We start from the raw sequence: 13,561 nt of genomic DNA on the forward strand, positions 1-13,561 counted from the left end.
CCGATCGCGATCCGGACGGATGACGGGTCGCCCGCCACCACTGGACGGAGCGGCCGGGAGGCCGACCCCGGGGAGGACCGGCGACCGCGTCAGCGGGGGACGATCGGCAGTGTGATGTACGAGTCGGGGAAGACCTTCTGGTGCTGGACGACCAGGTCGGCCTCGGTCGCGTCGGGACGGCCGGTGCCGGGGTTGCGGTCGAAGCGCGGGAAGTTGGAGCTGGAGATCTCCACCCGGATGCGGTGGCCGGCCTTGAAGACCTGACTGGTGGCGACCAGATCGATGAGGAACGTCCCGGAAGGCTCGAGAACGCGGACGATGCCGTCGATCACGCTCATCGCCCGTCCGTCCGGATACACGTCCACCAGCTTGGCCGTCCAGTCGGTCGAGGCGGCCGAGGTCTCCGCGTGCAGGGTCACCGTCACCGGGCCCGTCACCTCGACGTCGGCGGCGAGGACGTCGGTCGAGTAGCAGAGCACGTCGGGCCGCCGCTCCACGTCGCGCTGGTCCTGCGGGCCGACATTGGTGAGGTCGGGCAGCAGGGTCGGGCCGCCGACCGTGGGCGCCGGGTCGCGCGGGTCGAAGGTGAAGGTCGCCGGCTCCCGCACGGAGGGCGGCTCGGGGGAGAGCAGGCCGCCGGTGTGCAGAAAGTAAGGGGTCTCGACCGCGCGCTCCAGCGGCCAGGCTTCCTCGTCCCGCCAGACGTCGTCCCCCATCACGAAGATCTTCACGGCGGGGCCGGTGTCCTCGCCCTTCAGGAACGCGAGCTCCCGCTGCTCCAGGCCGATCGCCTGCGCCGAGGCGGCGGCGCCGAAGAACAGCCGCCCGGTGCCCGCGGCGCCCGGTGCGAGGTGGGACCAGGGACCGATCACCAGAGGGCCGCCCAGACGACGATGGTTCTCCAGCGTCCCGCCCAGGAACAGGTCGAACCAGCCCGCCACGTGCATGACCGGCACCTCGATGCGGTCATGGCGCAGGGTCTCGGCCAGGTCCTCCCAGTAGGTGTCGCGCTCCACATGCGACGTCCAGTCGCGCCACCAGGGGATGCCGGGGATGTCGCCCACCGGCAGGGTCCGCGCCGCGGCGTCCTGGTCGCCGAGAACGGGAAGAACCGTGGCGAGCCCTTCGCCGGTGTCCTCGCCGGCCTCGGCGGCGTGCAGCAGTCCGAGCATCGTCTGGAAGGCGCCCCAGTTCAGGGCCGATCCCAGCGCGAAGGCCCCGCCGTGATACTTGAGGCCGTCGTGGAAGTCGTGCGGCGTCATCGCGGCGACCACGGCCTTCAGCCCGGGCGGGCGCGTCGCCGCCGCCTGCAGCGCGCACCCGGCGAGGTAGGACATGCCGCTCATCACGACCTCGCCGTTCGACCACGACTGCGAGGTGATCCAGGCGATCGTGTCGTGGCCGTCGGCGCCCTCGTCCGCCCACGGCCGGAACTCGCCGTCGCTGCTCCCGCGCCCCCGGCAGTGCTGGAGCACCACCGCGAACCCGGCCCGCAGTGCGGGCGTCACCGGCTCCGTCCGGAACGAGTCCTCGCCGTACGGCGTGCGCACGAGCAGGGTGGGGAAGGGACCACCCTCCGCCGGACGGTGGACGGTGCCGCGCAGGACGGTGCCGTCCCGCATCGGCATCGGAGCGTCGTGCTCGACGGTGACCTGGAGCGGCGAGCGGTCGAGCTTCGGCATGAGGCTCCTCGGGTCAGGTCAGGTCAGGGCGTAGGCGTCGTAGCTTACGACGGTGGCCTTGCGGGCGGCCGAGGCCACGGCGAGGGTGCGGTTGAGCCACAGATACCGGTCGTCGCCCGTCTCGAAGCGGCAGTGCAGGCGGAAGTAGTACTCCGACGGGTCCACGTCCTCGCCCCGCGCGAGGCGGCCGAGCACCTCGGGGGAGCCGTGCCGCACGCCGCTGGTGGTGATGTAGACGTGCGCGCCGTCGTGGGTGCGCAGCGTGTAGCGCGTGTCGACGCTGATCGTGCCGTCGGCGTGCACCACCTGCCAGTCGGCGCCGCCCGGCAGCACCGCGCCCGACAGGCGGGGGCCGTCGAAACTGCCGCCCACGATGTTGATGACGCGGCGGCGGCCCCACTGCGAGTCGCCGAGGTCGAGGATCGAGTCGAGCTCCACGTGGAAGGTGGCCAGCGGTTCCAGGTTCACGAGACGGCACTCCGATCGATGCTCCAGGAGGGGCGTTCGCTGAGCGAGGCGGGATCGAAGCCCGCTGTGCGCTTGTAGGAGGCGGCGATCTCGGCCCGTTCCGCGTGGGGGATGACCTGCTCGATGTCGTCGAACCCGCCGGGCGCGCGCTCATGGGCGAGCTTCATGACGACCTCCGGGCCCATTTCCCGGTTGGACAACTGCAGCGCCGTCGTGGCCGGGCGGCGCATCTCCTCGTACGCCGCGAGGTCGCCGCGGGCGAGGGCGTACGCCAGCACCCGGGCGTCGATGATCGCCTGCGAGGCGCCGTTGGAGCCGATCGGATACATGGCGTGCGCCGCGTCGCCGAGCAGTGTGACGCCGTCGAAGGTCCAGCGGGGCAGGGGATCGCGGTCGACCATCGGGTACTCGTACGCGGTCTCGGCCCCGGCGATGATCCCCGGCACGTCGAGCCAGTCGAAGCGCCAGTCGGCGAAGTGCCTGCCGATCTCGGCCAGGTCGGCCGGGCGGTTCCAGTTCCCCCGGTCCGGGGCCTCGCCGTCCAGCGGCCGCTCCGCGATCCAGTTGATCAGCGTGCGCTCACCGGTCTCGATCGGATAGGCGACGAACTTCTGCGTGCCGTCCCCGGCCATGATCATGGATCGGCCGGTCAGGAACGGCTCGCCGTAGGTGACGCCCCGCCACAGGACCAGGCCGTTCCACGGCGGCGGGCCCTCGCCGGGGTAGAGATGGGCGCGCACGGCCGAGTGGATGCCGTCCGCGCCGATCAGCAGGTCCTCGTCGCCGGGACCGGTGATCCTGCTCCCGCTCCGTACGGCGTCCGGGCCCAGCCGCTCGGTCACCGCCTCCAGCAGGAGCATCTGCAGCGTCCCGCGATGGACGGAGTACTGCGGCCAGGCGTAGCCGGCCGCCACCCCCCGGGGCTCGGACCAGATCGGCGTGCCATACCGGTTGAAGTAGGCCAGCTCGGCCGTGGCCACGCCGATCTCCGCCAGCCGGTCGGCCAGCCCCAGCTCGGTCAGCTCCCGTACGGCGTGGGGGAGGAGGTTGATCCCGACGCCCAGCGGCCGGATCTCGGGGGCGGCCTCGTGCACGGTCACGTCTTCGAAGCCGGCCGCGTGCAGGCTGAGCGCGGCGGTCAGCCCGCCGATGCCCGCTCCGGCGATGACGATGCGCACGCGCGCCTCCGGAAAAGAGAGAGGGTTGTTATGACCGTAACAATATTCACGACGCCCCTGTGACTGCGCAAGACTTGACCGGTGAACAGGGATAGCGACATCCGGCCTGACCTCGGCGGGGACGGCCGCGGCGACAGCGCGGAGCGTCGTGCCGGGCGTGGGGAGGCCCCCGGTGGGCGATCGGACCCGGCCCCGGGCTCCGCCTCCCTGCCGCCGGATCTGCGGTACGCCGCGTACGCGCGCGAGCGCCTGGCGGCCATGTCGCCTCCGGCCGACGCCGAGGCGTTCGCGCTGGCCTATCACCTGCTGCAGCTCGCCTACCTGCTGGTGACCGACCTGGAGACCCGCATCCACCGCCCGCGCGGCCTGACGCTGCCCGGATTCCGGCTGATGTTCAAGCTCTGGCTGCTCGGTCCCACCCAGCCCGTCCGGCTGGCCGAGATCTCCGCCATGTCGCGGTCCGCGGTGACCAACGCCGTCAACACCCTGGAACGCGGCGGCCTGGTCGAGCGCAGCCGGGTGCCGGAGGACGGCCGTGCGGTGGTGGTCGCGCTGACCGAGGCGGGGGAGGCGGCCGTGCGCGAGGCCTTCGCCGATCAGGCCGTCAGGGAGCGGGAGTGGTTCGCCTGTCTCGGCGCCGCCGAGCGCGAGCAGATGACGGCCCTGCTGTCCCGCATCCTCCGCGCCCGCCCGGCGGACCTTTCGTAGTCGCGCCGGGACGAGCCGGGGCGGTTGGTCGAAAACTACGCGTGAGGACCTCGCGGGTCAGTCGCGCCGCCGGCTCGCGGCGTCGGCGAGCAGCCCGAGCCCGACGCCCAGCAGCCACATGTCCTTGCTGACGCCGATGCCGGCCTGGCTCGGCCAGATGCTGCGGGGCTTGTGCAGCGCGGGCGTCCGCAGGTAGAGCGCGACCAGGCTGCCGGAGAACCCGGTGAGCGCGGCCCCGGCGACCGCGGCCGGCACGAACGGCGCCAGGAGCGCCACACCTGTCGCGATCTCGGCAGCCGACAGCAGCTTGAGGAAACGGCGGGGCGGGACGGACTTCAGAAACGGGAAGGCGCCGACGGCCATGCCGTGGAGACCGGCGGCCTGCTCGTCGCCGCCGTTCCACTTCTCCACACCGGAGTGCAGGATGTAGGCGCCCGTGGCGACGCGGCCCGGCACTTCCCGTGCCTTCATGAACTTCATCGGCGACTCCTGTCCGTGTCGGTCCGTGCCGTCCGGCCTGCGACGATACTCGCCCGGCGGGTGGAACCGGCGACCGGGGCCGTACGAGCGAGCACGGCGTCCTGCCGGAGCCGACCGGCACTGCCGCGGTCGGGTCGCCCACCCCAGTCCGCAGGCCCTGGCCTCCGCCGGGGCGACCCCCCTTCGCGCGTACGCGTCCAGCGGGCCGTCGACATCCCGCAGGTGAGCCGCGGCGTCCCTCAGGGCGGTGACGGCGTCAGGCGGTGACCTGGTCGAGCAGTTCGAGCAGGTGGTGATAGGTCTTCCCGGTGGCGCGGGTCATGCCGATCTCACACGTGCGGTTGACCGACGCGTGCGCGGCGAAACCGCCGCCGGCCACCGACGCGGCTTCGGCGCGGGTGGCGGAGGCCGTCAGCTCCGGATGCAGCATGCCCCGGTCGCCGGCGAACGCGCAGCACTGCCAGCCGTCGGGGACGACGACCTTCTCGGCGACCGCCTCGGCGATCGCCGTGATGGCGGCGTCGAGGCCGAGGCGGACCGAGGAGCAGGTCGGATGCAGGGCGAGCGAGGCCAGCCTGCGGCCTTCTGGCGGTGCGGGCAGCCTCGGCAGGACGTGCTCGGCCACGAAGGTCACGGCGTCGAGCACCCGCACGACGGGGGCCGCCGCGCCGGGCGCACTCCCCACGCCTCCCACGCCGGGCGCCTTATTTACGTCCGTGGCGGGCGGTCCGGGCACGCCCGCGGCTGCGAGGCGTTCGAAGCCTTCCGTACAGGAGGCGGCGTCGCTGATCACCGGAAGACGGCCGCCGTCGGTCGCCGTCAGGAGCGTCTCCCGCACCCGGCGGCGCATCACCTCGTAGCCCTCGCCGAAGCCCTTGGAGGACCACGGCGTGCCGCAGCACAGGCTCCCGACGCCCTCCGGCACGCGCAGCCGCAGGCCGGCCCGCTCGGCGAGCCGCCGCACCGCGGTCATCACCCCGGGTCCGCCGCCGGCGGGAGCGAACATGGTGTTCAGGCACGACGGCACGTAGACCGCGTCGGCCTCGTCGTGCGGCGCGGCGCGCCGGGGGGTGCCGCCGCGCGGCAGGTCGCGGCTCCACTGGGGAACGGCGTCGGGGTCGCCGACGGCGCGGGCCGCCCGGCTCGCCCCCTCGGCCAGCCCGGCCGGGGCCGCGGCGGCCGCGTCCATCGCGAGGTCCATGGCACGGGTGACCGCGTCCCAGTGCCTGGCGGCGGTCTTCCACCCCGCTCGCGCCGCACGCCCGTGACGCTCGGCGCGCAGGCGCTTGGTGAGGTCGCCGGTGTTGATCAGCACGGGGCAGGCGGTGGCGCACATGCCGTCCACGGCGCAGGTGTCGACGGCGTCGTAGCCGTACTCCTCCTCCAACCGCCGTGCGAGCGCGTCGTCGCCCGCCGCCCGGGCCGCGGCGATCTCGCGGCGCAGCACGATCCGCTGGCGGGGAGTGGTGGTGAGGTCGCGGCTCGGGCACACCGGCTCGCAGTAGCCGCACTCCACGCACCGGTCGACCTCCGGCTCGACGCTGACCACCGTCTTCAGGTCGCGCAGGTGCGCCCGCGGGTCGTCGGTGAGCACGACCCCGGGGTTGAGGGTGCCCGCGGGGTCGCACAGCCGCTTGACCTCCCGCATGACCTCGTAGAGCTCGTCGCCGTACTGGCGGCGCACGAAGGGGGCCATGACCCGTCCGGTGCCGTGCTCCGCCTTGAGCGTGCCGCCGCGGTCGAGCACGGCGTCGACCATCTCCTCGGTGAACTCGGCGTAGCGGCCGAGGCCGGTGCCGAAACGCTCGTTCAGCATGAAGTGCAGGTTGCCGTCCTTGGCGTGGCCGAAGATCACGCTGCGCTCGTACCTGTGCTTCGCGAACAGCTCCGCCAGGTCGTCGCAGAGATCGGCCAGGGCGGGCACCGGGACGGCCACGTCCTCCAGCAGGGCCGTCGTGCCGCTGGGCCGGGCGCCCGCGACCGCGGCGTACAGGTTCTTGCGGATGCGCCACAGGGCCGCCCGGCCGGCCGTGTCCCCGCTCAGCCGTGCCGGGGCGGCGAGGTTCAGGCGGGCGAAGACCCGTCCGGCCTCCCGCTCGCGGGCGGCGAGCGGTTCGGGGCCGGACTCCTGCCACTCCACCAGCAGCGCCGCGTGGTCGCGCACCTCAAGGGTGCGCAGGACGTCGTCGGCGTACGGGTCGGTCCCGGCCACCCGGAGCGATTCCGCGTCGAGCAGCTCGACGGCGGCGGGCGCCGCGGCGACGATCTCCGGCACGGCCGCCATCGCCTCCCGCAGTGTCGGGAAGACCACCAGGCCGGTCGCGGCGAGGCGGTGCGCCGGCACCGTCCGCACGACGGCCTCGGCGACGAAGCCGAGGGTGCCCTCGCTGCCCACGACGAGGTGGGCGAGGATCTGCGCGGGCGAGTCGTGGTCGAGGAAGCTGTTGAGGCCGTAGCCCATGGTGTTCTTGAGGGAGAACTGCGCCTTGATCCGGCGTACGGAGCCGGGGTTGCCGCGAATCCGGTCACGCAGCCGTTCCAGGCCCTCGGCCAGGGCGGGTTCGAGGGCGCGCAGGCGCGCGTCGACGTCCGGCGCGCCGGTGTCGACGACGGTCCCGCTGGGCAGCACGAGGACCATCGACTCCAGCGTCTGGTAGGTGTTGGCGTGAGTGCCGCAGGTCATGCCGCTGGAGTTGTTGGCCACGACCCCGCCGATCGTGCACGCCGACTCACTGGCCGGGTCGGGACCCAGCTTGCGGCCGTACGCGGCGAGCCGGGCGTTGACCTGACGCAGCACGGCCCCGGGCTGCACCCGGACCCGGGCGCCGCCGTCGAGCACCTCGATGCCCCTGAAGTGCCTGCGGGTGTCGACGAGCAGGTGCTCGCTCACGCCCTGCCCGCTCAGGCTGGTGCCGCCGGACCTGAAGGTCAGCGGCAGCCCCGTCCGCATCAGCGCCGCCACCTGCGCGGCGCTTTCCGGCACCACGACGGCCTGCGGAGTCAGCAGGTAATGCGAGGCGTCGTGCGCCATGCCGAGCCGGTCACTGGCCCGCGCACGGGTGATCCCCGGGACGGCGGCCTCCACCGCCGCGAGCACAGCGGGGTCGGACGGCCCGGGCCGTCGCGGTTCGGCGTGGGTAAGGCTCATGATCTCAACGCTTCCGTCCGGAGGCGCCGATGCGCCCCCTCTATCGCCGGGGATCGATGTGGATCTTCGGGCCCGGGCCCGCACCGGCCGGGCGGCGCCCCGCCAGCACGCCGGCGGCGTCGTCCAGGCCCACGGTGGCGGCCACGAGCGGGCGGGCGTCGACCGATCCGTCCGCGTACGCCTCGATGGTCCCGGCCAGACCGGCCGAGCCACTGAGCACGCCCACGGCGGTGACGTCCCTGAACGCGAGGTCGCGGGTGTCGATGCGGCTGGGGGACCCCGCGAGACCGATATAGACTACCCGGCCACCGGGCCTGACCAGGTCGATCGCGAGCGCCGGGAGGTCCGCCGCGTTGGACGCGTCGACCACGGCGTTCCACGGCAGGGACGGCAGTGACGCACGGGTCCAGACGCCCGTGAAGCCGAGGTCGCGGGCCAGCCGCAGTGTGGGCTCGTCGCGGCCCAGCAGGTGCACCTCGGCGCCGCGCGCCCGCGCGAGCAGCGCGACGAGCAGGCCGATCGTGCCCGTGCCCAGGACCAGCAGCCGGTCGCCGGGTCCTGCGGCGGCGCCGCGCACCGCGCGCAGGGCGTTGCCGCCGGGTTCGACGAGCGCGCCCATCGTCGCGTCGATCGTCTCCGGCAGCGCGTGCAGGGCCCACGCCGGTACGGCCAGCCGCTCGGCCAGCGCCCCGGGAAAGCCCTTGCGGATGCCGATCTCGGCCCGGTCGGGGCAGACGTGGTGGAGGCCGTCGCCGCACAGGCGGCAGTGGCGGCAGCCGAGCTGTGTGTCGGCGGTGACGCGGCGGCCCAGCCAGCCGGGGTCGACGCCCTCGCCGAGCGCCGTGACGACGCCGCACCACTCGTGGCCGGGGCGCAGCGGGTACCAGGCGTGACCGGAGTGCAGGTAGCTCATCTCGCCGGTGAACAGCTCCACGTCGGTGCCGCAGACACCGACCCGCTCGACGTCCACGATCACCTGCCCGGGCGCGGCGACCGGCGGCTCGACGTCCCCGACCTCGGCCCTGCCGGGGCCGGTGATGACCAATGCCCGCACCCGCCCGCCCTACCGCGAGACGGGGACGACGGGAACGACGGGCACGACCGTTTCTCCTCGGGAGTAAGCGGAGCTCATGGGCGCGGTGGCGCCCAATAGGGCGTCGCCACGCCGCGGACGCCCACTTCGGCGGTGAACAGATGCCCCGATCCCGGATGTTCGGCCAGGTCGCGAGCCGACAGGTCGTTGGTCGAGGTGGTGATGACGAGGACGTCGAGATCCGGTCCCGCGAAGGCGGGGCAGGTGACGTTGGGCGCGCCGACCTCGACGACGGCGAGCAGGTGCCCGCCGGGGTCGCGGCACTCGACCCTGCCGCCGCCGAAGACGGCGATCCACAGGTTGCCCTCGGAGTCGGCGCACATCCCGTCGGGCATGCCGTCGGCGAGCCTGAACAGCTCCCGCCGCGGCCCGGTCCGCCCTGTGGCGGCGTCGTAGTCGCGCTCCCACACCACGTGCGGAGTGCTGTCGATGCTGTACAGGCGGTCGCCGGCGGGACTCCAGGCCAGGCCGTTGGAAAGGGTCAGGTCCTCGTCGATGTGGACGCAGGTGGTGCCGTCGAGCCGGGCCAGGACCTCCTGGCCCTCCCGGTCGTCCAGCGCCATGCTGCCGATCAGGAAACGCCCGGCCGGGTCCACGGCGCCGTCGTTGAGCCTGCTCCGTACGCCGGGGGGCAGCACCCGGGCGATCTCGGTGCGGCGGCCGGCGGTGTCGACCCGGGTGAGGACCTCGCGCTCGGCGACGACGAGCTCGCCGTCGGCCGAGACCGCGACCGCGCCCACGGTGCCGCCGAAGGTGTGCGCGGTGGTGGCGGTGACGGCGCCGGTCACGGGGTCGAGCCGTCCCTCGTGCACCGCGCCCGCGTCGATGTCCACCCACAGCAGGCGTTCCCTGAGGGGGTCCCACACGGGCCCCTCGGCGAGGGCGTACACCTCGCCACAGGCCTGGGTGGCGGTGAACCGCCTGGTCATGAGACCTCCTCGCCGCCGGCTGCCGTACGGGCGGACGGCGGGTCCCCCGGAACCGCCCGCGGCGGAGCGAGCGGAACTGCGGTCATGTCCCGGATACTAGAGCCGATATCGGGCGGGAGAAAAGGCATTCGCCGGGACCTTCCGGAATGGCGGGCCGGCCCCGAAAGGTCTTTGCCTATCGGAGATCGGGCTCCGACGCCCCGCCGGCGACCGGCCGCTCCCGTCGCCGCTCCGCGACCGGCCGTGATCGGCCGAGACGGTCACCTGCCCGCGGTCACGGCCTTCAGCTCGTCGAACGACTCCCGGATGAGCTGTGACAGGTCGGGTTCGCCGGGGTCGTCGGCCCAGCGCTCGAACGCGACCTTGAACACGGCGACCCCGGCCTCGGCGGCCAGGCTCGCGGCCGGATGCGGGACGCCGCGCAGGCGCAGCGTGTCGGCGAGGGCCGCGGACAGCGACGCGAGCTTGATCAGTTCGCGCTCCCGCAGCTCGGCGTTGGCGGTGATGACGGCCTGCCGCCGCAAGGAGCGCTCGCGGCCTTCCTGGAACAGGACGCCGACACTCTCGAAGGCCGCCGCTACCGCGTCGATCGGCGCCGCGGAGTCCGGGGCGCCGGCGACCGCGTTCACGAGGTGCTCCCGCAGCGCGTCCGAGCCGGAGAACAGCACCTCGCGTTTGTCGGCGAAGTGCCGGAAGAACGTGCGCTCCGTCAGCCCGGCCCGCATGGCGATCTCCGCCACCGTGGTCTGCTCGTAGCCGCGCTCGACGTAGAGCTCCAGCGCCGCCTCCGAGAGGCGGCCGCGCGCGTTCGGCTCCCATCGACCCATGCCCCGGATCCTACCCTGATGACAGTTCCTGACATCGGTGCTAGGTTGATGACAGTCACTGACATGGCCCTCCACCGGGTGGTTATCCGGCGTGGAGGGCGACCAACCACTTGGAGTACGTCATGCGGGTATTCGTCACCGGCGCGTCCGGCTGGATCGGTTCCGCCGTCGTCCCCGAACTGATCGGCGCGGGTCACGAGGTCGTCGGGCTGGCGCGGTCCGACGCCTCGGCCGCCGCCCTCACCGAGGCCGGGGCGCAGGTGTGCCGCGGCACCATCGACGACCTCGGCACCCTGCGGAACGCGGCCGCCGCGTCGGACGGCGTGGTCCACCTCGCGTTCAAGCACGACATCGCCTTCACCGGCGACTTCCGGGGCGCCGCCGAGGCGGATCGCCGCGCCGTCGAGACGTTCGGCGATGCGCTCGCGGGCACCGATCGCCCGTTCGTCCTCGCCTCCGGGCTCCTCGGGCTCGCGCCGGGACGGGTGGCGACCGAACGGGACGGGCGTGGTTCCGGCTCCGACGTGGCGCACGACGACGGCCCGCGGGCCCGGCACGCCACCGCGCTCAGGGCCCTTGACCTCGCCTCCCACGGGGTCCGCTCGTCGGTGCTGCGTCTGCCCCCGACCGTGTACGGCGAGGGCGACCACGGCTTCATGGCGGCCCTGGTCGGCATCGCCCGCGACAAGGGCGTCTCCGGTCACGTCGGCGACGGATCCAATCGCTGGCCGGCGGTTCACCGGCTCGACGCCGCGCGCCTGTTCCGCCTCGCGCTGGAGGAGGCCCCGGCGGGATCGGTGCTGCACGCGGTCGCCGACGAGGGCGTGCCGATCAGCGCCGTCGCCGAGGTGATCGGCCGCCACCTCGGCCTGCCGGTGGTCTCGATCTCCCCCGAGGAGGCAGGCGAGCACTTCTCCTGGCTGGGCGGCATGGTGGGGCTCGACGCCCCGGCGTCGAGCGCGCTGACCCGCGAGTTGCTGGGATGGCAGCCGACTCAGCCGGGGCTGCTCGACGACCTCGGCAAGGGCCACTACTTCCGCCGCCCGTCCGCCTGACACGGCGGCCGATCTGCTCTCTGCCGGTCCGCCCGCCTCCACGATCTCCCGGGGGCGGGGGGCTCGGGCGCGGGGCCTTCCCGGGGCGGGGGTTCTCAGAGACAGCGTTTCTCAGGGGCGGGGGAGGGCGACCGACGTGGCGATGTGCCCGTCGCGCACCAGCCACCGCCCGGACAGGGTGTGCGTTCCCATGGCGGGGTCGGCGACCAGCAGCCTCGCCCGGAACGTGCCCGAGGGGTCGATGTCGACGACCGCCTCGGAGAAGTCGAGCCAGCGGCCGGTCAGCGGGAACCACACCTTGTAGATCGACTCCTTGGCGCTGAACAGGATCCTGTCCCAGCAGATCGCGCCGCCCGCGCCTACGGCGTCCGTGCCCTCCGCGTCGGCCCCGTCCGCGCGGCCCAGTGCCTCGAGGGCGGCTATCTCCTCGGGGGAGGCGATCATGGAGAGGACCGCCTCCGGGAGGGGCTCGTGCGTCTCGGCGTCGATGCCGACGGCGCGCGCGACCTCGGCGGAGGCGACGGCCGCCGCGCGGTATCCCGGGCAGTGCGTGATGCTGCCGACCGTGCCCGCCGGCCAGACGGGCGCGCCCCGCTCGCCGCGCGGGATCGGCCCCGGCGTCACGCCGATGCGGGCCAGCGCGAGCCGGGCGCAGTGACGTCCGGTGACGAACTCGCGCCGCCGCCTCTCGACGGCCCGTGCGATGAGCGGTCTTTCCTCCGGGAACAGCGTCTCCTCAGGCACGTCGCCGAACCTCTCGGCCGACGCCACCCACGGGGGCAGGATGTCGCTGATCATCGGGCGTCGTGCGTCTGTCTCACCGGGGCGGTCATGTGGGGAGAGTACAGATCCCCGGCCCGCGACGGAAGATCGTTTCGCGGCGGCGGCTCGGCCCCCGTGGGTCGCGTCAGGGCTACCGGTGCTCCCCGGCGGCCAGGTGCCTGCCCTCCCGCGCCTCGCGGCGGTTTTTGTACTCGCTCGCGCCCACGGCGATCGCGAGGCAGGCGCAGATGACCATGAGCGACAGCCATACGGGGATCTTGTAGACGTCCGCCAGGAGCATCTTCGCGCCGACGAACACGAGGATCGCCGCCAGCCCGTACCGCAGATAACCGAACCGGTGCATCGCCCCGGCCAGCAGGAAGTACATCGCCCGCAGCCCCAGGATCGCGAACGCGTTGGAGGTGAAGACGAGGAACGGCTCGGAGGTGACGGCGAAGATCGCCGGGATCGAGTCGACGGCGAAGACGATGTCGCTGGTCTCCACTGCCACCAGGACGGCCAGCAGCGGCGTCGCGGCCCACCGGCCGCGCCCGTCCCGCCCGTCCCGCCCGTCCCGCCGTACGAGGAACCGCTGGCCCTGATAGGAGTCGGTGACGGGGATGAGCCGGCGCATCGCGCGCAGCACCGGGTTGCGGCCGGGGTGCACCTCGATCGCCGAATGCCTGGCCATCTTCACGCCGGTGTAGAGCAGGAACGCGCCGAAGACGTACAGGATCCAGTGGAAGCGGTCGAGCAGGACGGCGCCCGCGCCGATGAACGCCGCGCGGAAGACCAGCGCGCCGAGCACGCCGAAGAACAGCACGCGATGCTGCAGTTCGCGGGGGACCGCGAAGAACGAGAACAACAGCGCGATCACGAAGACGTTGTCGACCGCCAGGGACTTCTCGATGAGGTAACCGGCCAGGTACTCCCCGCCCGCCTCCGGTCCCCATGCCAGCCAGACCACGGCGCCGAAGCCGAGGCCCAGCGCGATCCACAACCCGGACCAGGTCAGGGCCTCGCGGGTGCCCACCACGTGGGCCCGGCGGTGAGCGAACAGGTCCACGGCCAGCATGGCCAGGATGACCGCAAGAACCGCGGCCCAGACCCACAGGGGCACCGACATCGTCAACCTCCATCACCGCCGCGTACGGCGGGCTCGGCAGGCCGACGGTCTCCCCGTGCCACCGCCAGCGGTGACCCTCGCGCCGGGACGCCCTGCGGTGGCGGC

Annotated in this window: 12 protein-coding genes; 2 read left to right on the forward strand and 10 right to left on the reverse strand. The window is 73.4% G+C overall.

All coding sequences use genetic code 11. The features are described from left to right. Positions 1–89: 89 nt before the first annotated feature. From AB0O28_RS07455 to AB0O28_RS07465, 3 genes are read right to left on the reverse strand one after another with little or no spacing between them, the layout of a single operon-like run. Entirely contained in the window at positions 90–1,682 is a 1,593-nt protein-coding gene (locus tag AB0O28_RS07455; protein ID WP_363637354.1) for a CocE/NonD family hydrolase, read from the reverse strand. Positions 1,683–1,700: 18 nt separating this feature from the next. Next, complete coding sequence (locus AB0O28_RS07460) at positions 1,701–2,150, reverse strand: DUF3237 domain-containing protein (RefSeq protein ID WP_363637356.1); 450 nt, start codon at positions 2,148–2,150, stop codon at positions 1,701–1,703. After that, positions 2,147–3,328 (reverse strand): flavin-dependent oxidoreductase, encoded by a 1,182-nt coding sequence (locus AB0O28_RS07465; protein ID WP_363637358.1) that lies wholly within the window; start codon positions 3,326–3,328, stop codon positions 2,147–2,149. The genes AB0O28_RS07460 and AB0O28_RS07465 overlap by 4 nt, the downstream gene beginning before the upstream one ends. Positions 3,329–3,409: 81 nt before the next feature. On the opposite strand from AB0O28_RS07465, the gene AB0O28_RS07470 reads away from it, so the two are divergent. Next, complete coding sequence (locus AB0O28_RS07470) at positions 3,410–4,036, forward strand: MarR family transcriptional regulator (protein ID WP_363637360.1); 627 nt, start codon at positions 3,410–3,412, stop codon at positions 4,034–4,036. A gap of 57 nt (positions 4,037–4,093) precedes the next feature. Here AB0O28_RS07470 and AB0O28_RS07475 read toward each other — a convergent pair whose 3' ends face one another. The 5 genes from AB0O28_RS07475 to AB0O28_RS07495 form a co-directional block, all read right to left on the reverse strand. Next, the gene (locus AB0O28_RS07475; RefSeq protein WP_363637362.1) at positions 4,094–4,516 is read right to left on the reverse strand and encodes a hypothetical protein; all 423 of its coding nucleotides are present in this window, start codon (positions 4,514–4,516) and stop codon (positions 4,094–4,096) included. Between the two features lie 256 nt (positions 4,517–4,772). Next, positions 4,773–7,664 (reverse strand): FAD-binding and (Fe-S)-binding domain-containing protein, encoded by a 2,892-nt coding sequence (locus AB0O28_RS07480; RefSeq protein ID WP_363637364.1) that lies wholly within the window; start codon positions 7,662–7,664, stop codon positions 4,773–4,775. Positions 7,665–7,704: 40 nt separating this feature from the next. Then, positions 7,705–8,718, reverse strand: coding sequence for an alcohol dehydrogenase catalytic domain-containing protein (locus AB0O28_RS07485; protein ID WP_363637365.1), 1,014 nt, complete (start codon positions 8,716–8,718; stop codon positions 7,705–7,707). A gap of 74 nt (positions 8,719–8,792) precedes the next feature. Beyond that, on the reverse strand, positions 8,793–9,686 hold the full coding sequence (locus tag AB0O28_RS07490; protein WP_363637367.1) for an SMP-30/gluconolactonase/LRE family protein: 894 nt from the start codon (positions 9,684–9,686) through the stop codon (positions 8,793–8,795). Between the two features lie 260 nt (positions 9,687–9,946). After that, positions 9,947–10,513, reverse strand: a complete 567-nt coding sequence (locus tag AB0O28_RS07495; RefSeq protein ID WP_363637369.1) for a helix-turn-helix domain-containing protein — start codon at positions 10,511–10,513, stop codon at positions 9,947–9,949. A gap of 122 nt (positions 10,514–10,635) precedes the next feature. Between AB0O28_RS07495 and AB0O28_RS07500 the strand changes: the two genes are divergently transcribed. After that, positions 10,636–11,568, forward strand: a complete 933-nt coding sequence (locus AB0O28_RS07500) for an SDR family oxidoreductase (RefSeq protein ID WP_363637371.1) — start codon at positions 10,636–10,638, stop codon at positions 11,566–11,568. A gap of 111 nt (positions 11,569–11,679) precedes the next feature. Here AB0O28_RS07500 and AB0O28_RS07505 read toward each other — a convergent pair whose 3' ends face one another. Both AB0O28_RS07505 and AB0O28_RS07510 read right to left on the reverse strand, forming a co-directional pair. Continuing rightward, the gene (locus AB0O28_RS07505; protein ID WP_363637373.1) at positions 11,680–12,366 is read right to left on the reverse strand and encodes a 4'-phosphopantetheinyl transferase superfamily protein; all 687 of its coding nucleotides are present in this window, start codon (positions 12,364–12,366) and stop codon (positions 11,680–11,682) included. Between the two features lie 115 nt (positions 12,367–12,481). After that, positions 12,482–13,456, reverse strand: a complete 975-nt coding sequence (locus AB0O28_RS07510; RefSeq protein WP_363637375.1) for a TerC family protein — start codon at positions 13,454–13,456, stop codon at positions 12,482–12,484. Between the last annotated feature and the right edge of the window lie 105 nt (positions 13,457–13,561).

Source organism: Microbispora sp. NPDC088329 (genome assembly GCF_040685655.1).
Lineage (GTDB): Bacteria > Actinomycetota > Actinomycetes > Streptosporangiales > Streptosporangiaceae > Microbispora.

Coding starts and splice junctions, on each gene's coding strand:
- AB0O28_RS07500 (WP_363637371.1), top strand. CDS start 10,636: ATGCGGGTATTCGTCACCGGCGCGTCCGGCTGGATCGGTTCCGCCGTC.
- AB0O28_RS07510 (WP_363637375.1), bottom strand. CDS start 13,456: ATGTCGGTGCCCCTGTGGGTCTGGGCCGCGGTTCTTGCGGTCATCCTG.
- AB0O28_RS07505 (WP_363637373.1), bottom strand. CDS start 12,366: ATGATCAGCGACATCCTGCCCCCGTGGGTGGCGTCGGCCGAGAGGTTC.
- AB0O28_RS07475 (WP_363637362.1), bottom strand. CDS start 4,516: ATGAAGTTCATGAAGGCACGGGAAGTGCCGGGCCGCGTCGCCACGGGC.
- AB0O28_RS07495 (WP_363637369.1), bottom strand. CDS start 10,513: ATGGGTCGATGGGAGCCGAACGCGCGCGGCCGCCTCTCGGAGGCGGCG.
- AB0O28_RS07455 (WP_363637354.1), bottom strand. CDS start 1,682: ATGCCGAAGCTCGACCGCTCGCCGCTCCAGGTCACCGTCGAGCACGAC.
- AB0O28_RS07480 (WP_363637364.1), bottom strand. CDS start 7,664: ATGAGCCTTACCCACGCCGAACCGCGACGGCCCGGGCCGTCCGACCCC.
- AB0O28_RS07490 (WP_363637367.1), bottom strand. CDS start 9,686: ATGACCAGGCGGTTCACCGCCACCCAGGCCTGTGGCGAGGTGTACGCC.